The organism is Stenotrophomonas maltophilia complex sp. Om-AH-Sm3 (assembly GCF_059337855.1).
This window is the reverse complement of the sequence record NZ_JBYBLQ010000012.1, coordinates 16,024-36,859: the sequence shown is the minus strand read 5'-3', so window position 1 is coordinate 36,859 and position 20,836 is coordinate 16,024. Positions and strand designations below refer to the sequence as shown.

Genomic DNA, 20,836 nt, shown 5'->3' with positions numbered 1-20,836 from the left:
CTGCTACCGTGGGTGTACATATTGTCAAGGAAGCGCCATGCCACTGCGTGCCATCGCCTACGTCAGCCAGGCGCTGCCGGATCTTTCCGCTGAACGGCTGCGGGCGCTGGTCGACGATGCAGCCCGTTTCAACAAGATGGCGGGCGTGACCGGTGTGCTGCTGCATGACGGCGGGCGATTCCTGCAGTACATCGAAGGGCCGCCGGATGGTATCGATTCGGTGTACGAACGGATCCTGCAGGCCGGTAGCCATATCGACATCATCGAACTGGCGCGTGGCCGCCTTGGCCAGCGCCAGTTTCCGTACTGGTCGATGCGCGCGTTGCCGGTGGAGGAGGCGCTGCTGCGGCAACTGTCTTCCAGCGACTGGTCAGGTTTCACCCGCGCGTTGCATGGTGACCTGTCGGCGCCGACCCCGGTGGATCTGCTCGATCAGGTCGTGCAACCGGTGCTGCACGCAGGTTGAACCTGCGTGGAAGGTTCAGCGCGCGGCACTTCCGCAGTACGCCGCGTGCAACGCCTGCAATACGCCCAGCGCCGGCCCTTCCACTACCCGGTAGTGGATCGACTGCGCTTCGCGCCGGGTCGAGACGATGCCAAGTCCGCGCAGCACCGCTAGATGCTGGGACAGCGCTGATGCGCTGAGCCCGGTCAGTGCCTGCAGTTCCGGTACTGGCGCCTCGCCTTCGACCAGCCGGCACAGCACGCGCAGCCGTGCAGGATGGGCCAGGCTTTTGAGCAGCGCCGCGGCCTGGGCGGCATGCTCGGCCATCGCGGCACTGTCGAGCTCGATTCGGGTCATGGTTGACCTTTTGCTTTAGAAGACGCTAATTTAGAAAAAGCTAATTCAAAAGGCAAGCGAATGAACGCGACAACTGGAGGCAGGTCATGACCGTGCCGTGGGCCGCCGTCGCGGGGGGCGCGTTGATCGGTGCGGCGGCGGTGGTCTTGCTGGCAACCACGGGCCGGGTAGCCGGCATCAGCGGCATCGCCGCTGGCAGCGTGCGCGCAACGCCCGGCGATCGAGGCTGGCGCTGGGCATTCCTGCTCGGCCTGCTTGCCGCTGCAGGGGGTGTGCTGTGCTGGCAGGCCGTGCCAGATCAAGCGCCCCGCGACCTGTTGCGTGACGCCTTGCCGGCGTGGCAGCTGGTTGGCGCCGGCCTGCTGGTCGGATTCGGTACGCGGTTGGGCAACGGCTGCACCAGTGGTCATGGGGTGTGCGGCATGGCCCGCGGCTCAATCCGGTCGCTGCTGGCGGTGCTGGTATTCATGGCCTGCGCAGTGCTGACTACATTCCTGATCCGTCATGGCGGAGGCTTCGCATGAGCCGCACGATGGTGGCCGCCGGCGCGGCAGGGGCGCTGTTCGGCGCGGGCCTGGCGCTGGCCGGCATGACCGATCCGCGCCGCATCCTCGGTTTCCTCGACATCGCCGGCGATTTCGATCCCACCTTGGCCTGGGTGCTGGCCTCGGCACTGCTGGTCAGCGCGGTCGGCCAGCGCTGGGTGCTGCGGCGCCCGCGGCCGTCATGCGCAACGCGCTTCCAACTGCCCGCTGCGCGCGGTGTCGATGTACGCCTGGTGCTGGGCGCGGCATTGTTCGGAATGGGTTGGGGTTGGGCAGGCTATTGCCCGGGCCCTGCCATCGCCGGGCTGGCGGTGGGATCGCGCGAAGCGCTTTGGTTCGTGCCGGCCATGCTTGCAGGTTTCTGGCTGCACGATCGCCTGGTTCGCCGGGGCTTCACCGCTGTGTCACCCTGAATCGGGTCATATCCACGGATCACGGGGAAAGGAGCGCAACGACATGGCACGGATGAAGTGGAAGGAAAGGGCACTGCTGGCGGTCGCGCTGGCCGCCGCAGTGGCACCCGCGCTGGCCTGCACGCGCGCGGTCTACCTGGGCGACAACGGTGATGTGATCACCGCGCGCTCGATGGACTGGAAGGTCGATGTGGCGACCAACCTCTACGTGCTGCCGCGCGGCATCGCGCGCACTGGCCAGGCCGGGCCGAAGTCGCTGGCCTGGACGGCGCGCTACGGCTCGGTGGTGGCCACCGGTTATGACGTATCGACCACCGATGGCATGAACGAGAAGGGCCTGGTGGCCAACCTGCTGTGGCTGGTCGAATCGGAGTATCCGAAGCAGCGCGGCAACAAGCCGGGCCTGGCCATCTCACTATGGGCGCAGTATGTGCTGGACAACTTCGCCACCGTCGACGAGGCGGTCGCGGCGCTGCAGCGCGAGCCGTACTCGATCGTCACCGACAAGGTACCGGGCGAAGACCGCCAGGCCACGCTGCACCTGTCGCTGTCAGATGCCAGTGGCGACAGTGCCATCGTCGAATACATCGGCGGTCGCCAGGTGATCCACCATGACCGGCGCTACCAGGTGATGACCAATTCACCGATCTTCGAGCAGCAGCTGGCACTCAACAGCTACTGGCAGCAGATCGGCGGCACGGTGATGCTGCCGGGCACCAACCGCTCAGCCGACCGTTTCGCGCGCGCCTCGTTCTACATCAACGCCATTCCCAAGTCTGAAGACCCGGTGGTGGCGCTGGCCAGCGTGTTCAGCGTGATCCGCAATACGTCGGTGCCCTACGGCATTACCACGCCGGGCGAGCCGAACATCTCCTCCACGCGCTGGCGTACCGTGGCCGACCACAAGCGGCGCTTGTACTTCTTCGAATCGGCATTGACCCCGAACACGTTCTGGGTCGACCTCAACAAGGTGGATTTCGGCGGCAAGGTGCTCAAGCTCGATCTCGGTCCGGACCAGCGCAATACCTTTTCCGGCGACGCGCTGGGCCACTTCGTGCCCAGCGCACCGTTCGCGTTCCTCGGCGTCGACGGTTAGTTCGACGCCTGGCTGGAAGCTGGATAGACCGCCTGGATCGTGCAGCCGCCGCGGGTGTACTGCGGCAGCGGCGCCAGCGCGTCGTTGCGCAGGTCACCATTCTCGAATCCGGCGGTGAGGATGCGATCGCCCGGATTGCCACAGATCAGGCCGTTCTGCATGCCGGAGTGGAAGCTCAGCTGTGGCGCACGGTCGAGCTGGCGGCAGTGGCTGCCAAGCTCCACGCGATAGTAGCGGTGACCCCCATTGCGATGCGGATTGGTCTCCACCAGCATGCCCAGCGGGTCGGACGACCACGCGCGCACGTTGCGCGTGGCAAAGCAGTACGACGGCGAACCACCGAAACTGCGGCGGATGTCCCTGCGCTCGCGGATGGTCAGGGCGGGCAGGGTGGCCATGCGCAGGCGGTCGCTGTCGCGGGCCACGCTGGCGTAGTCGCGATCCTGCACGGGGGTCACCGCGCTGATCGCGCAGCTGCGGCCATCGACCACCACACGCTCGCTGGGGCGACCGCAGGCCCAGCCAGCGGGCGCCTCAAGTTTCAGCGTGGTGGCACCGCGGACGCCGGGGCACTCTTCACTGAAGTCGATCCGATAGGCCTGGCCCGAGGCGGCTCGCAGAGCGATTGAACGCGATGAAGCCTGCTCCACTTCCTGGACGCCGACCGCGTCCATGCAGTGCGGGGCCGGTGGCGTACGTTCCTGCGCGGAGGCCGAGGCGGTGAGCGCCAGGCCGAGGCTGGTGGCAAGCACCAGGGACAGCTGCTGATGGGTCATGACCTGCACTCCCTGCGTTGGATGACGGATCGACTATAGCAGCGGTTTGCACGGCCGTTGTTACACGCGCACACTGCCCGGATGGGCGCCATCTTCCATCTTCGGCACTACGGGCAGGCCACCGGCCTGGACCGCCATGACTACGCGCAGTGGGTGCTGCCGCTGCAGGGGGAACTGCAGTTCGAGATGGAAGGGCGCGGCGGCCGGCTGGACCTGCTGCAGGGGGCATTTGTCGCCGCCGGCGAAGCACATGACCAGATGGCGGACGGCCCCAATGGTTTCGTGATCGTTGATTGTCCTCCAGGCGTGCTGGATGACGGCACGCAGGAGCATCTGTGCCGCCAGCGCTGGCTGCATCTGCCGCTGGCGTTGCGGCAGCGCCTGGCCGCCGTGCAGGCAGGGCAGCCGATGCCGGCGTTGCTGCCGCAGTTGCTGCAGGTATTTGCACCGGCGGGCAGTGGCGCGCGCATGCAGGGCCTGTGCGCGGCGGTGCAGGCCGATCCCGGCCGGGCCTGGCCGGTTTCCCGGATGGCCGGAGTTGTCGGTGTCAGCGAGAGCCGGTTGCACACATTGTTCCAGCGCGAGTTCGGGCTGAGCCCGCAGGCCTGGCTCAGTGCGTGCCGCTTGCGTTGGGCCAAGCATCAGCTGCGCACCACCGCCGCGCCGATCAGCGATATCGCACTGGCCGCAGGCTATTCCGAACAGAGTGCACTGACCCGTGCGCTGCGCCGCGAATGTGGCCAGACCCCCGCTGCGTGGCGCAGGGGTGCCGGCTGATCTGTAGAGCCGAGCCCACGCTCGGCTGCCCTTATCTGCACAACGGTAAATCGCAGCCGAGCATTGGCTCGGCTCTACAGAGGTGACAAGGCAGCAGCCTGGGTCAAGAGCGCCCAGCGGCCAGCGCTTACACTGCGCGGCCCGTTCCATCCGCCCGGACAATCCGAATGCGCAACAACCCGATGGCCGTGGGCATCGCCAATGGCGTGGCCGCTGGCGCACTGTGGGGCGTGGTCTTTCTCGCGCCTGCCGTGCTTCAGTCGTTCAATGCGTTGCAACTGTCCGCCGGCCGCTACCTGGTCTATGGCCTGATGGCAGTCGCCCTGCTGCTGCCGCGATGGAAGCGGCTGGCACCGCGGCTGGGCCGTGCCGAATGGATCGGCCTGCTGTGGCTGAGCCTGGCAGGCAACCTGGTGTATTTCCTGCTGCTGGCGACCGCCGTGCAGTGGGCCGGTGGCGCTGCGGCATCGCTGATCGTTGGCCTGATTCCGGTGGTGGTCACCCTCGTTGGCGTGCGCGAGCAGGGCGCTGTACCACTGAAACAGCTGCTGCCGGCACTGGGGCTGTGCGTGCTGGGGGTCGCCCTGGTGGGTTGGGAAGCGCTGATGTCCGAGCACCTGGCCACCCCGTGGCGGCAGCGCCTGATCGGGCTGCTGTGCGCGTTCGGTGCGCTGTTCTCGTGGGCGCTGTATTCGATCGGCAACAGCCGCTGGCTGGCGCGCCGACCGGATCTGTCCAGCCACGACTGGTCGCTGCTGACCGGCGTCACCACCGGCGGCCTGGCCCTGCTGCTGGTGCCGATGGCCTTCATCGGGCACACCGGCAGCCATACGGCGGCGCAATGGAGCGGGTTCTGGGCGATCAGCGCCGGCGTGGCAGTGGTGGCCTCGATCCTTGGCAACGCATTCTGGAACCGTGCCAGCCGCCTGCTGCCACTGACCCTGACTGGCCAGATGATCGTGTTCGAGACCCTGTTCGCGCTGCTGTACGCCTTTGCATGGCAGCAGCGCTGGCCCTCGCTGCTGGAAGCGCTGGCAATCGTGTTCCTGGTGGCTGGCGTGATGCTGTGCGCGCATGCGCATCGCACACCACGGGCGATCGCCGAACATGCAGGCTGAATGCAGTCGTCAAGCGTGCTGATGCCGGCTTTGTCTCAGTTGCAACCAAATGTCGGCACGTTGGCCGATGATCGCTGCATCGGTTTTTTGCATCGCAGCACTTGACAGCGGCAGGGCGCACGGTGTTTTCTGTGCGCCATGGTCCTTGATGCCGCCCACGCCAGCCTGATCGCCCCCGCCATTGCGGGCCGTTCGACTGCGCCGGTCGCGACCATCACCACCATTACCACCACCACCGTCACCACTGCCCTGGTGCGGCCCGTCGTCTTCGTGTAACTCCCGAAAACCACGGCCCCGCACCCTACAGGTGGCGGGGAAACTCGACACCTGCATGCGACGGGGCCTCCTACCGAGGTCTGCATGTCTTCCCACGCTCCCGCTCATTCCGTTGCCCCGGCCGACCTGGCTGCCCCGTTCACCGTCGTGCACAAGTTCGGCGGCACCTCGGTGGCCGATGCCGAACGCTATCGCCATGTGGGCGGCCTGCTGCTGGCCCGTCCTGAATCGCTGCAGGTCACTGTCGTCTCGGCGATGAAGGGCGTCACCGACGCGCTGATCGAACTGGCCCAGCTGGCGGCCAAGGGCGATCAAGGCTGGCGTGAGGCCTGGCATGCCCTGCGCGCACGCCATCGCGGCGCTGCCGTGGCGCTGCTGGGCGAGCAGGTGGGCGAGACGGTTGAATGGATCGACGCCCGCTTCGATCAGTTGGCCGAAGTGCTGGCCGCGCTGGCGGTGATCGGCGAGCTGCCGCGCGAGGTGCTGGACCGTGTGCAGGGCTTGGGCGAAGTGTTTTCCGCACAGCTGCTCGGCACGCATCTGCGCGCGCTGGGCGAAGACTGCGCGGTACTCGACGCGCGCGATGTGCTGGTGGTCGGGCATGGCGAACTCGGCGTGGATGTCGACTGGGAAGCCAGTGCCGACCGCCTGGCCAAGTGGCGCCTGCAGCATCCGCAGTCGCGCCTGGTTGCCACCGGATTCGTCGCACGCGATCGCGATGACCGCATTACCACCCTCGGCCGCAACGGCAGCGACTATTCCGGTGCGATCTTTGCCGCGCTGTTCAACGCTGACGAGCTGCACATCTGGACCGATGTCGATGGCGTGCTGTCGGCGGACCCACGGCTGGTGCCCGAGGCGGTGCAGCTGGAAGCGCTGAGCTACGACGAGGCCTGCGAACTGGCGTACTTCGGCGCCAAGGTGGTGCACCCGCAGACGATGTCGCCGGCGATCCGCCTCGGCCTGCCGATCTTCATCCGCAATACGTTCCAGCCGGCGCATCCGGGTACGCGGATCAGCGCCGAGCGCTCGCCGCGCGGGCCGGTGAAGGGCCTGACCCTGAGTCCCGGGCTGGCCCTGCTGAACCTGGAAGGCACCGGCCTGATCGGCGTGCCGGGTACCGCCGAGCGCGTGTTTGCCGCGCTGCGCCAGGCGCAGGTGTCGGTGGTGATGATCTCGCAGGGTTCCTCGGAACATTCAATCTGTTGCGTGGTGCGTGCTGCCGAAGCCGGCCGTGGCCGTGATGCACTGCTGCACGCATTTGCGCACGAGTTGTCAGCGGGACAGGTGCAGCGCGTACAGGTCAGTGAGGGCGTCAGCGTACTGGCCGCGGTCGGTGACGGCATGGCCGGGCAGCCAGGTGTGGCGGCGCGCCTGTTCGAGGCACTGGGGCGTGCGCAGGTGAACATCCTGGCGATTGCGCAGGGCTCGTCCGAGCGCAACATCTCGGTCGCAGTGGATAGCGCCGATGCCACCCGTGCGCTGCGCGCGGCGCATGCAGGCTTCTGGTTGTCGCCGCAGACCTTCGCGGTCGGTGTGATCGGGCCCGGCAACGTTGGCGCCGCACTGCTGGACCAGTTGCTGGCCGCGCGCCCGCAGCTGCTGGCCAAGGCCAATGTGGATCTTCGCCTGCGTGCGCTGGCCTCGCGTTCGCGCATGCGCCTGGAAGTGGACGGCCTGCACGCGGACTGGCGCGAGGCCCTGCGGGACGCGGGTGAATCCAGCGATCTTGATCGTTTCACCGAGCACCTGCTGGCTGCGCACCTGCCGCATGCGGTGGTGATCGACTGCAGTGGCAGTGCCGAGGTGGCCGAGCGCTACGAGGGCTGGCTGGCGGCGGGCATCCATGTGGTCACCCCGAACAAACAGGCGGGTGCCGGGCCGCTGCCGCGCTACCAGCGCATCCGCGCCGCCGCAGCGGCCAGTGGTGCGCGCTTCCGCTACGAGGCCACGGTGGGCGCGGGCCTGCCGGTGATCACCACGCTGCGCGATCTGGTCGATACCGGTGACGAGGTGCTGGCCATCGAGGGCATCTTCTCCGGCACGCTGGCCTGGCTGTTCAACCGCTTCGATGGCAGCCAGCCGTTCTCGCAGCTGGTCGCGCAGGCGCGGTCGATGGGCTATACCGAGCCGGACCCGCGCGATGATCTGTCCGGTGTGGACGTGGCACGCAAGCTGGTGATCCTTGCACGCGAGGCCGGTCACGCGCTCAGCCTGGAACAGGTACAGGTGGAAAGCCTGGTGCCGGCACTGCTGCGCGACGGCAGCGTGGATGACTTCATGGCACGGCTGGGCGAGTCCGACGCCAGCCTGCTGCAGCGCCTGCAGGATGCACGGGCGCGTGGCGCGGTGCTGCGCTACGTGGCACGGCTGGGCACCGACGGCGCCTCGGTGGGCCTGCAGGAACTGCCGGCCGACCATGCCTTCGCCAACCTGCGGCTGACCGACAATGTGGTGCAGTTCCGTACCCGCCGCTACTGCGACAACCCGCTGGTGGTGCAGGGACCGGGCGCTGGACCGGAAGTGACGGCGGCGGGCGTGTTCGCCGACCTGCTGCGGGTAGCCGCTGGCGAGGGAGCACGCCTGTGATCGCACGTGCATTTGCGCCCGCCTCGGTGGCCAATGTGGCGGTGGGCTTCGACATACTGGGGCATGCCATTGCAGGCGTTGGCGATACGGTGAGCGTGCGGCGTATCGATGAGCCGGTGGTGCGCATCGAGGCCATCCGTGGCAGTGCGGTCGAACTTCCGCTGGAGGCGGCCGGAAACACGGCAGGTGCGGCGTTGATGTCGCTGCGCGCAGGGCTGGGCCTGCACTTCGGCTTCGCGGTGGAGATCGACAAGGGCATTCCATTCGGCTCCGGCATGGGGGGCTCGGCAGCCTCGTCCGTCGCTGCGCTGGTTGCTGCCAACGCATTGCTGGATGCGCCACTCTCGCGCGATGCGCTGTATCCGTTTGCGCTGGATGGCGAGGCCGTGGCCAGTGGGGGCCGCCATGGTGACAACGTGGGGCCGCTGCTGCTCGGCGGGCTGGCGTTGTGCACGGCCGACCGCCTGCTGCCGATCCCTGTGCCAGCCAGTTGGCACAGCCTGCTGGTGCACCCGCACGCGGTGCTGGAAACCCGTCTGGCACGCCAGGCGCTGCAAGGCAGCTATGCGCTGGGTGAATTCGTGGCGCAGAGTGCGAATCTTGCGCTGGTGCTCAGCGGCTGCCATCGCAGCGACGCGGCGCTGGTCCGCGCTGGCCTGCGCGATGTGCTGGTGGAGCCGCGACGGGCGGGACTGATCGGCGGCTTCGAGGCGGCTCGTGATGCGGCGTTGTCAGCCCGTGCAATGGGCGCGGGCATCTCCGGTGCCGGCCCCAGCGTATTCGCCTGGTTCGAAGATGCCGACCAGGCCCACGCTGCCGCGGCGCCGGTGCAGGCCGCATTCGCTGCTGCCGGCTTCGACAGCGATGCCTGGGTGTCGCCGCTGGATGCGCCCGGAGCCCGGCTGTGCTGAATCCTTCTCCCTCTTTGGATACTGAACCCATGCAATTCGTTTCGACCCGCGGCCGGTCCCCGGCCGTTGGCCTCAGTGCGGCCATCGCTGCAGGCTTGGCGCCCGATGGTGGCCTGTACGTGCCCCAAGTACTGCCGGCGCCACGTGAGCTGGAAGCCGGTGCGACCCTGGCCGATACCGCTGCAGACCTGCTGGCACCGTTCTTCGCCGGAGATGCGCTGGAGGCCGGATTACCGTCGATCTGCCGCGAGGCGTTCGACTTCCCGGTGCCGCTGCGTGCGCTCGGCGACGGTAACCACGTGCTGGAACTGTTCCATGGGCCGACGGCGGCGTTCAAGGACATTGGTGCGCGTTTCCTGGCCGGTACGCTGTCGCGGCTGCAGGCCGGCAAGGACCGTGACCTGACCATCGTCGTCGCCACCTCCGGCGATACCGGCGCGGCCGTTGCTGCGGCCTTCCATCGCCAGCCAGGCGTACGCGTGGTGGTGCTGTATCCGGATGGTCGCGTGTCACCGCGCCAGGCGCACCAGCTCGGCTGCTTTGGTGACAACATCCTGGCGCTGCGCGTGGCCGGTGCCTTCGATGACTGCCAGGCCATGGTCAAGCAGGCGCTGGCCGACCGCGAACTGCAGGCACAGGTGCCGCTGAGCTCGGCCAACAGCATCAGCCTCGGTCGCCTGCTGCCGCAGATGAGTTACTACGCACATACGGCACTGAGCCACTACGCGTTGCATCGTCGCCGGCTCAACCTGGTGGTGCCGACCGGCAACCTTGGCAACGCGATGGCCGCGGTGCTGGCGCGCGCACTGGGAGTGCCGATCGGACAGATCGTGCTGGCCACCAATGCCAATGCCGTGCTGCCCGCGTACTTCAGTGGCGGCGACTACCAGCCGCAGGCCAGTGTGGCCACCGTGGCCAATGCAATGGACGTGGGTGCGCCAAGCAACTTCGAACGCCTGCGCTGGCTGTACCGCGGAGATGATGCGGAGCTGCGCGCTGCACTGCGTGCGTTCGCGGTGGATGATGTGACCATCCGCGCGACGATTGCGGCGGCCCATGCCAGCAGTGGCGAGCTGTTCTGCCCGCATACGGCTACGGCGGTGAAGGTGCTGCAGGACCTGCGCGCCCGTGGTGCCAAGGGCGACTGGGCGGTGGTGGCCACCGCGCATCCGGCCAAGTTCGAGGCCGTGGTCGAGCCGTTGATCGGCGAACCTGTGGCCGTGCCGCCGGCATTGGATGCGTTGTTGCAACGGCCGGCGCACGCCGAACCGTTGGCCGCCGATTACGCGGCGTTGCGCGAGGTGTTGTTGCGTTGATCGGAGATGGATGTGGTTGCCGGCCGCTGGCCGGCAATCCCATCAACCGCAGTGCGGTCAGATCAACCCTTCACCGGCCAGTGTGCGCAGCCCGTCCTCGTCGAGGATCTCCACTACGTTCAGGTGGGGCAGGGCAATCAGCCCTTGCTGGCGCAGCTTGGTGAAGGTGCGGCTGACCGTTTCCATGGTCAGGCCCAGATGGTCGGCGATGTCGCCTCGGCCCATCGGCAGCGACACGCGCAGGCCGTCGCCGCCCAGCCTGGCTTCACGCGCGGCCAGGCGCAGCAGGAAATCAGCCAGCTTCTCGGCCGGCTGCAGGCGTGCCAGCGCCAGTGCAGCGTCCTGCGCGGCATCCAGTTCCTGGCAGGCACGCTGCAGCAGCTTGCGCTCCAGGTGCGGGAAGCGGCTGCGGAGCGCCTTCATCTGTGGCAGCGCGACGCGGCAGACACGGCTGTCGGCGATGGCTTCGATGTCGTAGCGGTGATGGTCGCTGCCGCTCAGGCCCAGGTAGTCGCCGGGCAGCACGAAGCCGTTGATCTGGCGGCGGCCGTCGGCCAGGGTGCGTACCAGGCGCAGTGCGCCGGCAGTCAATGTATAGACATGGTCGCGTTCTTCACCCGTGCGGGCCAGCGTGCTGCCCATGCTGACCTGCTGCGAAACGGTGACCTGTTCCAGCGCCTGCACTTCATCGGGCGACAGCGCCGAGCACACCGCAAGGTGGCGAACCGAGCAGTGCAGGCAGTCCAGCGTGGTGCAGGACGGCGAGGCGGGATCGTTGGTGGCGGGCGGAGCGCCGGAAGGCCGTGACATGTTGCGGGGGCGTATCGCGGGCGGGGGAGGGCCTTATGATACTTCAAGCGGCCGTTCGACCCTGCCCGAGGCGGGGGCGCTAGAATGTCGCCCCCTCCCACGTCCCGTTCCAGCAGGAGTTCCGCCCGTGATCAAGCCCCGTACCCCGCCCGGCACCCTTGAACTGCTGCCGCGCGAGCAGATTGCGTTCCAGCGCATGCTGGACGTGATCCGCCGCAACTACGAGCGCTTCGGGTTCCTGCCGGTGGAGACGCCGGTGTTCGAGCTGTCCGACGTGCTGCTGACCAAGTCCGGCGGCGAGACCGAGCGCCAGGTGTACTTCGTGCAATCCACCGGTGCGCTGGCCAATGCGGCCGAATCGGGCGACCGTTCGCTGCCGGAAATGGCGCTGCGCTTCGACCTGACCGTGCCGCTGGCACGCTACGTGGCCGAGCACGAACACGAACTCACCTTCCCGTTCCGTCGCTACCAGATGCAGCGCGTGTACCGCGGCGAGCGTGCCCAGCGCGGCCGTTTCCGCGAGTTCTACCAGTGCGACATCGACGTGATCGGCAAGGACAGCCTGAGCGTTCGCTATGATGCCGAAGTTCTGGCGGTCATCCACGCCGTGTTCTCGGAACTGCGCATCGGTGACTTCAGCATCCAGCTGAACAACCGCAAGCTCATGCGCGGCTTCTTCGAGAGCCTGGGCGTGGCCGAAGGCGAGCGCCAGCTGGCGGTGCTGCGCGAAGTGGACAAGCTGGACAAGCGCGGCGCCGATTACGTGCGCGAGACGCTGGTGGGCGAGGGCTTCAACATCCCGGGCGAGCAGGTCGAGAAGATCCTGGCATTCGTGGCCGTGCGTTCGCAGGGCCATGCCGATGCGCTGGCGCAGCTGGCAACGCTTGAAGCCGACGCCGGTTCTTCGGAGATCCTGCGTACCGGCGTGGCCGAACTGCGCGAAGTGCTGCAGCTGGTGCAGGCGCTGGGCGTGCCGGAAACCGCGTACTGCCTGAACTTCTCCATTGCGCGCGGCCTGGACTACTACACCGGCACCGTCTACGAGACAACGTTGACCGACCACCCGCAGATCGGCTCGATCTGCTCGGGCGGCCGCTACGAAGACTTGGCCAGCCACTACAGCAAGTCCAAGTTGCCGGGCGTGGGCATTTCCATCGGCCTGTCGCGCCTGTTCTGGCAGCTGCGCGAGGCCGGCCTGATCGATGGCATCGAGGCCAGCAGCGTGCAGGCGCTGGTGGCGCTGATGGACGAGCAGGGCATGCCGCAGTCGCTGGACATCGCGCGCCGCCTGCGCGCCGGTGGCATCAATACCGAAGTGCAGATGGAGCCGAAGAAGATCGGCAAGCAGTTCCAGTACGCGGCCAAGGCGGGCATCCGCTTCGTGGTGCTGGCCGGTGAAGACGAGCTGGCGCGCGGCGTGGTGGCAGTGAAGGACCTGCTGCGCGAGCAGCAGTTCGAAGTCTCCCGCGACGAGCTGGCCAGCACCCTGCAGGTCGAGCTGGAGCAGTCGAAGGTGATGTAACGGCCGGTTGGCCGCACGCCGACACGCCACGAAACGCCCACCACCCGGTGGGCGTTTTCGTTTCCGGGCCGCGTTCCGGGGGGCAGAGCCGTTTTCCTTCAGAAAACGGATCCGACCCCTTGCTGTTCCAACAGCTCGCAGGAAACTGTCGACGGCGGGGTGGGTCCGGAGGCAGGGGTGTCCGCGGCATGGATGCCGCGGCCAAGCCCCCATGGACGGGTTTACGGCGTCCCCTGCCACCGGACCCACCCCGCCAACCCTCAGCCATCCAGCATTTGACGTCGCTTCGGCATCTAGCGGGTGCAGGGCGCAGCCCTGCCCACAAATCCCCCCAGATTTGACGCACCGCGCAAGAATGCGCTAATGTACTAGCGCGCTATTACATTGATGCATGGAAACGACCCCGTGAAAGCCCGCCCCGAGATTGCCGCCAAAGACCCGAAGGCCGACCTTGAAGCCTTGGCCCGGGCCTTTGCCGCCCTGCGCGAGCCGGAACAGGTCGAGGCCTTCCTGCGCGACCTGTGCACTCCGGCCGAACTGGAAGCCATGGCCGACCGCTGGAAGGTGGTGCCGTTGCTGCAGCAGGGCGTGCCGTATCGCGAGATCCACGAGCGCACCGGGGTCAGCGTGACCACCACCGGACGGGTGGCGCGCACGCTCGAGCACGGCCATCGGGGCTATGCCGCCGCCATCGACCGCCTTGCTTCGCGCTGATCCGCGCCCCGTTCCGAACTTCGAGACCTCCCCCATGAGTGCAACCCAGGCAGCGCCGGCACGAGACCGGCTGCGTATCGCCATCCAGAAGACTGGCCGGCTGGCCGAGCCCGCCCGCAACCTGCTCAGCGCCTGTGGCCTGAGCTGGCGCGAAAGCCGTGACAAGTTGTTCTGCTACGGCGAATCGCTGCCGGTAGACCTGCTGCTGGTGCGCGACGACGACATCCCCGGCCTGATCGCCGACGGCGTCTGCGACCTCGGCATCGTCGGCCGCAACGAGCTGGACGAACAGGCCGCGGCACGCCGTCAGATCGGCCTGCCCGACGCCTACCAGGCGCTGCGCGGGCTGGGCTTCGGCCAGTGCCGGCTGATGCTGGCGGTGCCCGAGGAATGGCAGTGGCAGGGCCCGGCGCAGCTGGCCGGCACCCGCATCGCCACCAGCTACCCGGCCATCCTCACGCAGTGGCTGGCCGAGCAGGGCGTGGACGCGCAGGTGGTCGAGCTGTCCGGGTCGGTGGAAATCGCCCCGCGCCTGGGTACCGCCGACCTGATCTGCGATCTGGTGTCCAGCGGCGCCACGCTGCGTGCCAACCAGTTGACCCCGGTACACAATCTCCTCGACAGCGAGGCGGTGCTGGCTGGTGCGGTGCGCGTGCCGGATGATGCACGTGCATCGCTGCGCGCGATGCTGCTGCGCCGCCTCGACGGCGTGGTGCAGCGCCAGGACCGCAAGCTGCTGATGTTCCGCGCCAGCGAGGATCGCGTCGACGCGCTGGCGCAGTTGCTGGCCGATGCCGAGCCGCTGGTGCGGTTGCCGGCCGATGGCGGTGCGCTGCGCCTGCAGACCATGTGCCCCGGCCCGCTGAGCTGGCAGCGCATGGAGGAGCTCGAGCGCGCGGGTGCGCAGGGCCTGATGGTACTGAGCGTGGAGCGGTCGCTGGCATGAACCGTCTGATCTGGTCCCGACTTGATGAGGCCGCGCGCAGCGCGGCATTGACCCGCCCGGTGCAGACCGTGGCGCAGCAGACCCGCGACGCGGTGGCGACGCTGATTGCACAGGTGCGCGCGCAGGGCGACGACGCGCTGCGTGCGATCACCTCACGCTTCGATGGTGTCGAACTGTCGTCCTTTGAAGTGAGCGAAGCCGAGTTCGCTGCGGCCGAAGCCGCCGTACCCGGCGAACTGCGCCAGGCCATGGTGGACGCGGCCGAGCGCATCGCCCGCTTCCACGCCGCCGGCATGGGCAAGGGATACGCAGTTGAAACCGCGCCGGGCGTAGTCTGCGAACGCATGCTGCGTCCGATCGGGCGGGTGGGCCTGTACGTGCCAGCCGGCAGCGCGCCGCTGCCGTCCACCGCGCTGATGCTGGGTGTTCCGGCACAGCTGGCCGGCTGCCCGCAGGTGGTGCTGTGCACGCCGCCGCGAGCCGATGGCAGCGCAGACCCGGCCGTACTGGTGGCGGCGCGGCTGACCGGCGTGCAGCGCGTGTTCAAGCTGGGCGGCGCGCAGGCGATCGCTGCCATGGCCTATGGCACCGCAAGCATTCCCGCCTGCGACAAGCTGTTCGGGCCGGGCAACAGCTTCGTTACCGAAGCCAAGCAGCAGGTCGCACAGGACGGCGCCGCCGCCATCGACATGCCGGCCGGTCCTTCGGAAGTGCTGGTGATTGCCGATGCCGGCGCCAATCCGGCATTCGTCGCCGCCGACCTGCTGTCGCAGGCCGAGCATGGCCCGGATTCGCAGGTACTGCTGCTGACCGACGATGCCGCGATGCTGGCCGTGGTCGAAGCCGAGGTGGAGCGCCAGGTGGCCGTGTTGCCGCGCCAGCAGATCGCGCGCCAGGCCTTGTCGGCCTCGCGCCTGATCCAGGTCGATTCGCTGGACGAGGCCTTCGCGATCAGCAACCGCTATGCGCCCGAGCACCTGATCCTGGCCCTGCGCGACCCGCGCGCGTGGCTGGACAAGGTGCAGGCGGCCGGCTCGGTGTTCCTGGGGGATTACACCCCCGAAGCACTGGGCGACTACTGCAGCGGCACCAACCACGTGCTGCCGACCGCCGGTGCCGCGCGTGCCTACAGTGGCGTCAGCGTTGCCAGCTTCCAGAACCTGATCAGCGTGCAGAGCGCGAGCGCCGCCGGCCTGGCGGCGATCGGCGGCTGCGCACGCATCATCGCCAGCGCCGAAGGCCTGGATGCCCACGAACGTGCGGTGGCATTGCGCATGGAGGCCGCCGCATGAGCGCCGCCATTGATGACGTGCTGGCACTGGTGCGCCCGGATCTGCAGGCCTTCGCCGGCTACAGCTCGGCGCGCAGTGCGGTGGTGCAGGGCGAGGTCTGGTTGAATGCCAACGAGTCGGCCTGGGCCAATCCGGCCGATGCGGCTGGCAGCAGCCGGCGCTATCCCGAACCGCAACCGCTGGTGCTGCGTGAGGAACTGGCGGCGCTGTACGGCGTGACGCCACAGCAGCTGCTGGTCGGCCGCGGCAGTGACGAGGCCATCGACCTGCTGGTGCGCGCGCTGTGTGTGCCCGGTCGCGATGGCGTGCTGGTCACGCCGCCGGTGTTCGGCATGTACGCCGTCTGCGCACGCCTGCAGGGCGCCGCATTGATTGAAGTGCCGCTGGTGGACAGCGAGGATGGCCTGCGCGCCGATCTGGATGCGGTGATCGACGCGGCCAAGGCGCAGGGAGCCAAGCTGGTGTTCCTGTGCGCACCGTCGAACCCGGCCGGCAGTGACATCGCTCTGGAGGAGGTCGAGCGTGTGGCGGTTGCGCTGCGCGGGCAGGCGCTGGTGGTGGTGGACGAGGCCTATGTGGAGTACGCGGGGCGCGCATCGGCCACCACGCTTCTGGCCGCACACGCCAACCTGGCGGTACTGCGCACCTTGTCCAAGGCGCACGCGCTGGCTGCTGCCCGTATCGGCACCCTGATGGCCGCCCCGGAGCTGATTGCCGTGCTGCGCCGCTGCCAGGCGCCGTACCCGGTGCCGACGCCGTGCGCGGAACTGGCGGTGCAGGCGTTGCAACCCGCCGCGCTGGCCCGGACCGCCGAGCGCGTAGCCACGGTGATTGCCGAGCGCGAACGCCTGCGCGTGGCGCTGCCGGGCCTGGCCGGCGTGCGTCGCGTCTACCGCTCGGCCGGCAACTACCTGCTGGTTCGCTTCGCCGATGCCCAGGCCGCGTTCGATACGCTGCTGGCTGCGGGCGTGGTGGTGCGTGACCAGCGCGCCGCGCCGCAGTTGGGTGATGCACTGCGCATCAGTATCGGCAGTCCCGAAGAGAACGACCGCGTGCTTGCGGCCCTGTCGGCGCGGAGGGCCGCAGCATGACCCCGATCCTGTTCATCGACCGCGACGGCACCCTCATCGAGGAGCCGTCCGATTTCCAGATCGATGCCTACGAGAAGCTGCGCTTCGTGCCGCAGGTGATCCCGGCGCTGCTGAAGCTGCGGGATGCCGGCTACCAGTTCGTGATCGTCACCAACCAGGACGGCCTGGGCAGCGACAGCTACCCACGCGCCAGCTTCGATGGCCCCAACGACCTGATGCTGCAGATCTTCGAGAGCCAGGGCATCACCTTCCGTGACGTGCTGATCGACTGCAGCTGGCCGCAGGACAATGCGCCGACCCGCAAGCCGGGCATCGGCCTGATGACCGCCTACCTGCAGGACCGCAGCATCGACTGGGCGCGCTCGGGCATGGTTGGCGACCGCATCACCGACCTGCAGTTCGCCGACAACCTCAACATACGTGGCTTCCAGCTGCGCACCGCGCAGTTCGGGGGCGAGTGGGACTGGCCGGGCATCGCCCACGCGCTGGCCGACGCGCCGCGTACTGCCGTGGTCCAGCGCAACACCAAGGAGACGAAGATCCGCGTTGAACTCGATCTGGACCGTGCCGGTGATGCGCGCATCGCCACCGGACTGCCCTTCTTCGACCACATGCTGGAACAGATCGGCAAGCACGGCGGGTTCGCCCTCGATATCCAGGCCGAGGGTGACCTGCACATCGATGAGCACCACACCATCGAGGACACCGGGCTGGCCCTGGGCCAGGCCCTGCGCGAGGCGCTGGGCGACAAGCGCGGCATCGGCCGCTACGGTTTCACCCTGCCGATGGACGAGACCCTGGCCAGCGCCGCGCTGGACTTCAGCGGACGCCCGTACTTCGTGTTCGAGGGCGAGTTCAAGCGCGAGCGGGTGGGCGACATGCCGACCGAGCTGGTGCCGCACTTCTTCCGTTCGCTGTGCGATGCCAGTGGCCTGAACCTCAATCTGCAGGTACGCGGCGACAACGATCACCACAAGGTGGAGGCCTGCTTCAAGGCGCTGGCGCGCGCACTGCGCCCGGCGCTGGCCCGGCAGGGCACGGCACTGCCGAGCACCAAGGGGGCATTGTGAGCGACGTCGCGCTGATCGATGCCGGTGGTGCCAACCTGGGCTCGGTGCGCTACGCACTGGAGCGCCTGGGCGCGACGGTGCGGCTGGTGCGCGATGCGGACGAACTGGTGGGTGCGCAGCGGGTGATCCTGCCCGGTGTCGGCGCCGCCGGTCCCGGCATGCAGCGCCTGCACGCGCAGGGCCTGGTGGAACCGCTGCAGCGATTGCAGGTGCCGCTGATGGGCATCTGTCTTGGCATGCAGTTGCTGTTCGAACGCTCCGAGGAAGCGGGCGTAGAGACACTGGGACTGATTCCGGGCGTGGTGCGCAAGCTGGTGCCGGCCTGTGGCATCCGCGTGCCGCACATGGGCTGGAACCGGCTGCTGCCGCTGCGGGAGTCGTTGCTGTTGCAGGGTGTCCCGGAGCGGGCCAGCGCCTACTTCGTGCACAGCTACGCGGCGCCCCTCAATACCCACACCGTCGCTGCCTGTGACCACGGCGGCCTGTTCACTGCCGTGGTGGAGCAGGGCCGTTACTACGGCGCACAGTTCCACCCCGAGCGCTCCGGCGAGACCGGCTCGCTGATGCTGCGCAATTTCCTCGAGGGCACCGCTGCATGAGTTACATCGTCTACCCCGCGCTGGATATCCGCGATGACCGCGTGGTGCGGCTGCGCCAGGGCGACTACGCGCAGGAAACCTCCTACGGCGACGATCCGCTGCCGCGCGCGCAGGCCTTCGCCGCACAGGGCGCGCAGTGGATGCATCTGGTCGACCTGGATGCTGCACGCGCCGGTGGCTATACGCTGGCACCGCTGCTGGCGGCGATCCGCGCGCAGACGCCGCTGCAGGTGCAGACCGGTGGTGGCGTGCGTGGCCGCGACGATGTGGCGCGCATGCTTGATGCTGGCGCCGGCCGCGTGGTGGTCGGCTCGCTGGCGGTGCGCCGCCCCGATGAAGTGGTCGGCTGGCTGGAGGAATTTGGCGCCGAGCGCATCACGATTGCGCTGGACGCGCGCCAGGACGCACAGGGGCAGTGGCAGCTGCCGGTGCACGGCTGGACCGAGAACGCCGGGGTGACCCTGGATGACCTGGCCCAGCGCTACGCGCGCGCCGGCATGCGCCACCTCTTGTGCACCGACATCGCCCGCGACGGCATGCTGGCCGGGCCCAATATCGGCCTCTACCAGCACCTGTCTGCATTGCTGCCGGGGGTGGCGGTGCAGGCGTCCGGCGGCATCCGTGACGTGGCCGATGTGGCCGAGGCGCGTGCCGCTGGCTGCGGTGGTGCGATTCTCGGCAAGGCCCTGCTGGAGCAGCGCATTGACCTGGCGGAGGCGTTGGCATGTTGAGCCGCCGCATCATTCCCTGCCTTGACGTGCGCGATGGCCGCGTGGTGAAGGGCGTGCGCTTCCGCGACCACGTCGACATGGGCGACATCGCCGAGCTGGCGCAGCGCTACCGCGACCAGGGTGCCGACGAGCTGGTGTTCTATGACATCGGCGCCAGCCCCGAGGCGCGTTCGGTGGACGTGGCGTGGATCGAGCGCATCGCGCGCCTGATCGACATTCCGTTCTGCGTGGCCGGTGGCATCGACAGCGTGGAAGCCGCGCGTCGCGTGTTGTTCGCCGGTGCCGACAAGGTGTCGATCAACTCCCCCGCGCTGGGCCGCCCGGAACTGATCACTGAACTGGCCGACGAGTTCGGCGTGCAGTGCGTGGTGGTGGGTGTCGACTCGGTACGTGAAGCGGACGGCCAGTGGCGGGTGCGCCGTTTCAGTGGCGACCCGGACAAGACCCAGGCGGTACCGCTGCGTACCCTGGACTGGATCGTCGAAGCTCAACGGCGTGGCGCTGGCGAGATCGTGCTGAACTGCATGGACAGCGACGGCGTGCGCCGTGGCTACGATGTCGTGCAGCTGCAGCAGGCGCGGGCCCTGTGCCAGGTGCCGCTGATCGCCTCCGGTGGCGCCGGTGCGATGGAGCACTTCGCCGAAGCCTTTGACCAGGCCGACGTCGACGGCGCGTTGGCAGCCAGCGTGTTCCACAGCGGTGCCATCGCCATTCCGGAATTGAAGCGCTACCTGCGCGCACAGCAGATCGAGGTGCGGGATGTCTATTGAAGTGAGGCCATCGCTGGATGCGCTGCAGGCGCTGGACTGGGGCAAGGGCGACGGCCTGCTGCCGGCCGTGGTGCAGGATGCCGATACCCTGCAGGTGCTGATGCTGGGCTATGTCAGCGCCGCATCGCTGGCCGCCACGCTGGCCATCGGCCACATGACCTTCTTCAGCCGCAGCAAGCAGCGGTTGTGGACCAAGGGCGAGCAGTCCGGCAACGTCCTGGCGGTACAGTCGATCAGTGTCGACTGCGATGCCGACACGCTGCTGGTGATGGCACGCCCGGCGGGGCCAACCTGCCACACGGGTGCGGAGAGCTGTTTCGACCAGGCGCCGAAGGACTTCCTGGGCGGGCTGGACCAGTTGGTCGCGATGCGTGAGGCGCAGCGCCCGCCGGGCAGCTATACGACCCGCCTGTTCGAGGGCGGCATCCGCCGCATCGCACAGAAGGTGGGTGAGGAGGGGGTGGAGACCGCGCTGGCTGCGGTTGCGCAGGATGACGAGGCACTGCTCGGTGAGGCTTCGGACCTGCTGTACCACCTGCTGGTACTGCTGCGCGCGCGCGGTCTGTCGCTGGACGATGCGCGGGCGGTGCTGGAAAAACGCCATCGTTGAAGCGTGGTAGTGCCGGCAATGCAGCCGAGCGTGGCTCGGCTCTACAATACCGCGTCTCTTTC

General features: G+C 68.2%; 22 protein-coding genes and 1 pseudogene. 20 read left to right on the top strand and 3 right to left on the bottom strand.

Annotated elements, in window-relative coordinates; all coding sequences use genetic code 11:
• Window positions 1-37: 37 nt before the first annotated feature.
• Window positions 38-466, top strand: coding sequence for a BLUF domain-containing protein (locus tag AC10QF_RS14805; RefSeq protein ID WP_005416313.1), 429 nt, complete (start codon window positions 38-40; stop codon window positions 464-466).
• A 15-nt stretch (window positions 467-481) separates the two neighbouring features.
• Here the strand turns inward: AC10QF_RS14805 and AC10QF_RS14800 are convergent, their stop codons facing one another.
• Window positions 482-802, bottom strand: coding sequence for an ArsR/SmtB family transcription factor (locus AC10QF_RS14800; RefSeq protein ID WP_111175790.1), 321 nt, complete (start codon window positions 800-802; stop codon window positions 482-484).
• A gap of 83 nt (window positions 803-885) precedes the next feature.
• Between AC10QF_RS14800 and AC10QF_RS14795 the strand changes: the two are divergent.
• From AC10QF_RS14795 to AC10QF_RS14785, 3 genes and pseudogenes are all read left to right on the top strand, one after another.
• Window positions 886-1,326, top strand: a pseudogene (locus tag AC10QF_RS14795) (YeeE/YedE family protein); the annotation flags it as partial.
• Window positions 1,323-1,760, top strand: coding sequence for a DUF6691 family protein (locus AC10QF_RS14790; protein WP_069138670.1), 438 nt, complete (start codon window positions 1,323-1,325; stop codon window positions 1,758-1,760). The pseudogene AC10QF_RS14795 and the gene AC10QF_RS14790, both read left to right, overlap by 4 nt.
• A gap of 43 nt (window positions 1,761-1,803) precedes the next feature.
• Window positions 1,804-2,856, top strand: a complete 1,053-nt coding sequence (locus AC10QF_RS14785; protein WP_053499905.1) for a linear amide C-N hydrolase — start codon at window positions 1,804-1,806, stop codon at window positions 2,854-2,856.
• Here AC10QF_RS14785 and AC10QF_RS14780 read toward each other — a convergent pair.
• Window positions 2,853-3,632 (bottom strand): DUF6491 family protein, encoded by a 780-nt coding sequence (locus AC10QF_RS14780; protein WP_494542430.1) that lies wholly within the window; start codon window positions 3,630-3,632, stop codon window positions 2,853-2,855. The two genes, AC10QF_RS14785 and AC10QF_RS14780, sit on opposite strands and share 4 nt — an antisense overlap.
• Window positions 3,633-3,713: 81 nt before the next feature.
• Between AC10QF_RS14780 and AC10QF_RS14775 the strand changes: the two genes are divergently transcribed.
• The 6 genes from AC10QF_RS14775 (at window position 3,714) to thrC (ending at window position 10,619) form a co-directional block, all read left to right on the top strand.
• A complete protein-coding gene (locus AC10QF_RS14775; RefSeq protein ID WP_005416319.1) occupies window positions 3,714-4,409 on the top strand; it encodes a helix-turn-helix domain-containing protein in 696 nt (231 codons plus the stop codon).
• Window positions 4,410-4,576: 167 nt separating this feature from the next.
• On the top strand, window positions 4,577-5,527 hold the full coding sequence (locus tag AC10QF_RS14770) for a DMT family transporter (RefSeq protein WP_005416320.1): 951 nt from the start codon (window positions 4,577-4,579) through the stop codon (window positions 5,525-5,527).
• 138 nt (window positions 5,528-5,665) lie between these two features.
• Entirely contained in the window at window positions 5,666-5,803 is a 138-nt protein-coding gene (locus AC10QF_RS14765) for a hypothetical protein (RefSeq protein ID WP_162911581.1), read from the top strand.
• 84 nt (window positions 5,804-5,887) lie between these two features.
• Window positions 5,888-8,392: a bifunctional aspartate kinase/homoserine dehydrogenase I gene (gene thrA / locus AC10QF_RS14760; RefSeq protein WP_372486230.1), complete on the top strand. Its 2,505-nt coding sequence runs from the start codon at window positions 5,888-5,890 to the stop codon at window positions 8,390-8,392.
• Window positions 8,389-9,303: a homoserine kinase gene (locus AC10QF_RS14755; RefSeq protein WP_494542429.1), complete on the top strand. Its 915-nt coding sequence runs from the start codon at window positions 8,389-8,391 to the stop codon at window positions 9,301-9,303. The genes thrA and AC10QF_RS14755 overlap by 4 nt, the downstream gene beginning before the upstream one ends.
• A 29-nt stretch (window positions 9,304-9,332) precedes the next feature.
• Window positions 9,333-10,619 carry a threonine synthase gene (gene thrC / locus AC10QF_RS14750; RefSeq protein WP_494542428.1) on the top strand — a complete coding sequence of 429 codons (1,287 nt, stop codon included), beginning with the start codon at window positions 9,333-9,335 and terminating at the stop codon, window positions 10,617-10,619.
• A gap of 57 nt (window positions 10,620-10,676) precedes the next feature.
• Here the strand turns inward: thrC and AC10QF_RS14745 are convergent, their stop codons facing one another.
• The gene (locus AC10QF_RS14745) at window positions 10,677-11,429 is read right to left on the bottom strand and encodes a Crp/Fnr family transcriptional regulator (protein ID WP_005416324.1); all 753 of its coding nucleotides are present in this window, start codon (window positions 11,427-11,429) and stop codon (window positions 10,677-10,679) included.
• Window positions 11,430-11,556: 127 nt separating this feature from the next.
• Between AC10QF_RS14745 and hisS the strand changes: the two genes are divergently transcribed.
• From hisS to hisIE, 10 genes are all read left to right on the top strand, one after another.
• On the top strand, window positions 11,557-12,951 hold the full coding sequence (gene hisS, locus AC10QF_RS14740; protein ID WP_065177574.1) for a histidine--tRNA ligase: 1,395 nt from the start codon (window positions 11,557-11,559) through the stop codon (window positions 12,949-12,951).
• 405 nt (window positions 12,952-13,356) lie between these two features.
• Window positions 13,357-13,665: a YerC/YecD family TrpR-related protein gene (locus AC10QF_RS14735; RefSeq protein ID WP_005416326.1), complete on the top strand. Its 309-nt coding sequence runs from the start codon at window positions 13,357-13,359 to the stop codon at window positions 13,663-13,665.
• Between the two features lie 34 nt (window positions 13,666-13,699).
• Window positions 13,700-14,611 carry an ATP phosphoribosyltransferase gene (hisG, locus tag AC10QF_RS14730; RefSeq protein WP_494542427.1) on the top strand — a complete coding sequence of 304 codons (912 nt, stop codon included), beginning with the start codon at window positions 13,700-13,702 and terminating at the stop codon, window positions 14,609-14,611.
• Window positions 14,608-15,903, top strand: a complete 1,296-nt coding sequence (gene hisD / locus AC10QF_RS14725; protein ID WP_478489496.1) for a histidinol dehydrogenase — start codon at window positions 14,608-14,610, stop codon at window positions 15,901-15,903. The genes hisG and hisD overlap by 4 nt, the downstream gene beginning before the upstream one ends.
• The gene (gene hisC, locus AC10QF_RS14720) at window positions 15,900-16,994 is read left to right on the top strand and encodes a histidinol-phosphate transaminase (RefSeq protein WP_099495181.1); all 1,095 of its coding nucleotides are present in this window, start codon (window positions 15,900-15,902) and stop codon (window positions 16,992-16,994) included. Before hisD ends, hisC begins: the two co-directional genes overlap by 4 nt.
• Window positions 16,991-18,064, top strand: coding sequence for a bifunctional histidinol-phosphatase/imidazoleglycerol-phosphate dehydratase HisB (hisB, locus tag AC10QF_RS14715; protein ID WP_197592397.1), 1,074 nt, complete (start codon window positions 16,991-16,993; stop codon window positions 18,062-18,064). Before hisC ends, hisB begins: the two co-directional genes overlap by 4 nt.
• A complete protein-coding gene (hisH, locus tag AC10QF_RS14710) occupies window positions 18,061-18,663 on the top strand; it encodes an imidazole glycerol phosphate synthase subunit HisH (RefSeq protein WP_138953596.1) in 603 nt (200 codons plus the stop codon). Before hisB ends, hisH begins: the two co-directional genes overlap by 4 nt.
• Window positions 18,660-19,394 carry a 1-(5-phosphoribosyl)-5-[(5-phosphoribosylamino)methylideneamino]imidazole-4-carboxamide isomerase gene (gene hisA / locus AC10QF_RS14705; protein WP_494542426.1) on the top strand — a complete coding sequence of 245 codons (735 nt, stop codon included), beginning with the start codon at window positions 18,660-18,662 and terminating at the stop codon, window positions 19,392-19,394. Before hisH ends, hisA begins: the two co-directional genes overlap by 4 nt.
• Complete coding sequence (hisF, locus tag AC10QF_RS14700) at window positions 19,388-20,164, top strand: imidazole glycerol phosphate synthase subunit HisF (protein ID WP_053499875.1); 777 nt, start codon at window positions 19,388-19,390, stop codon at window positions 20,162-20,164. The genes hisA and hisF overlap by 7 nt, the downstream gene beginning before the upstream one ends.
• Window positions 20,154-20,774: a bifunctional phosphoribosyl-AMP cyclohydrolase/phosphoribosyl-ATP diphosphatase HisIE gene (gene hisIE / locus AC10QF_RS14695; protein WP_329845208.1), complete on the top strand. Its 621-nt coding sequence runs from the start codon at window positions 20,154-20,156 to the stop codon at window positions 20,772-20,774. The genes hisF and hisIE overlap by 11 nt, the downstream gene beginning before the upstream one ends.
• The last annotated feature ends 62 nt before the right edge of the window (window positions 20,775-20,836 follow it).

Coding starts and splice junctions, on each gene's coding strand:
- AC10QF_RS14805 (WP_005416313.1), top strand. CDS start 38: ATGCCACTGCGTGCCATCGCCTACGTCAGCCAGGCGCTGCCGGATCTT.
- AC10QF_RS14800 (WP_111175790.1), bottom strand. CDS start 802: ATGACCCGAATCGAGCTCGACAGTGCCGCGATGGCCGAGCATGCCGCC.
- AC10QF_RS14790 (WP_069138670.1), top strand. CDS start 1,323: ATGAGCCGCACGATGGTGGCCGCCGGCGCGGCAGGGGCGCTGTTCGGC.
- AC10QF_RS14785 (WP_053499905.1), top strand. CDS start 1,804: ATGGCACGGATGAAGTGGAAGGAAAGGGCACTGCTGGCGGTCGCGCTG.
- AC10QF_RS14780 (WP_494542430.1), bottom strand. CDS start 3,632: ATGACCCATCAGCAGCTGTCCCTGGTGCTTGCCACCAGCCTCGGCCTG.
- AC10QF_RS14775 (WP_005416319.1), top strand. CDS start 3,714: ATGGGCGCCATCTTCCATCTTCGGCACTACGGGCAGGCCACCGGCCTG.
- AC10QF_RS14770 (WP_005416320.1), top strand. CDS start 4,577: ATGCGCAACAACCCGATGGCCGTGGGCATCGCCAATGGCGTGGCCGCT.
- AC10QF_RS14765 (WP_162911581.1), top strand. CDS start 5,666: ATGGTCCTTGATGCCGCCCACGCCAGCCTGATCGCCCCCGCCATTGCG.
- thrA (WP_372486230.1), top strand. CDS start 5,888: ATGTCTTCCCACGCTCCCGCTCATTCCGTTGCCCCGGCCGACCTGGCT.
- thrC (WP_494542428.1), top strand. CDS start 9,333: ATGCAATTCGTTTCGACCCGCGGCCGGTCCCCGGCCGTTGGCCTCAGT.
- AC10QF_RS14745 (WP_005416324.1), bottom strand. CDS start 11,429: ATGTCACGGCCTTCCGGCGCTCCGCCCGCCACCAACGATCCCGCCTCG.
- hisG (WP_494542427.1), top strand. CDS start 13,700: ATGAGTGCAACCCAGGCAGCGCCGGCACGAGACCGGCTGCGTATCGCC.
- hisD (WP_478489496.1), top strand. CDS start 14,608: ATGAACCGTCTGATCTGGTCCCGACTTGATGAGGCCGCGCGCAGCGCG.
- hisC (WP_099495181.1), top strand. CDS start 15,900: ATGAGCGCCGCCATTGATGACGTGCTGGCACTGGTGCGCCCGGATCTG.
- hisB (WP_197592397.1), top strand. CDS start 16,991: ATGACCCCGATCCTGTTCATCGACCGCGACGGCACCCTCATCGAGGAG.
- hisA (WP_494542426.1), top strand. CDS start 18,660: ATGAGTTACATCGTCTACCCCGCGCTGGATATCCGCGATGACCGCGTG.
- hisF (WP_053499875.1), top strand. CDS start 19,388: ATGTTGAGCCGCCGCATCATTCCCTGCCTTGACGTGCGCGATGGCCGC.
- hisIE (WP_329845208.1), top strand. CDS start 20,154: ATGTCTATTGAAGTGAGGCCATCGCTGGATGCGCTGCAGGCGCTGGAC.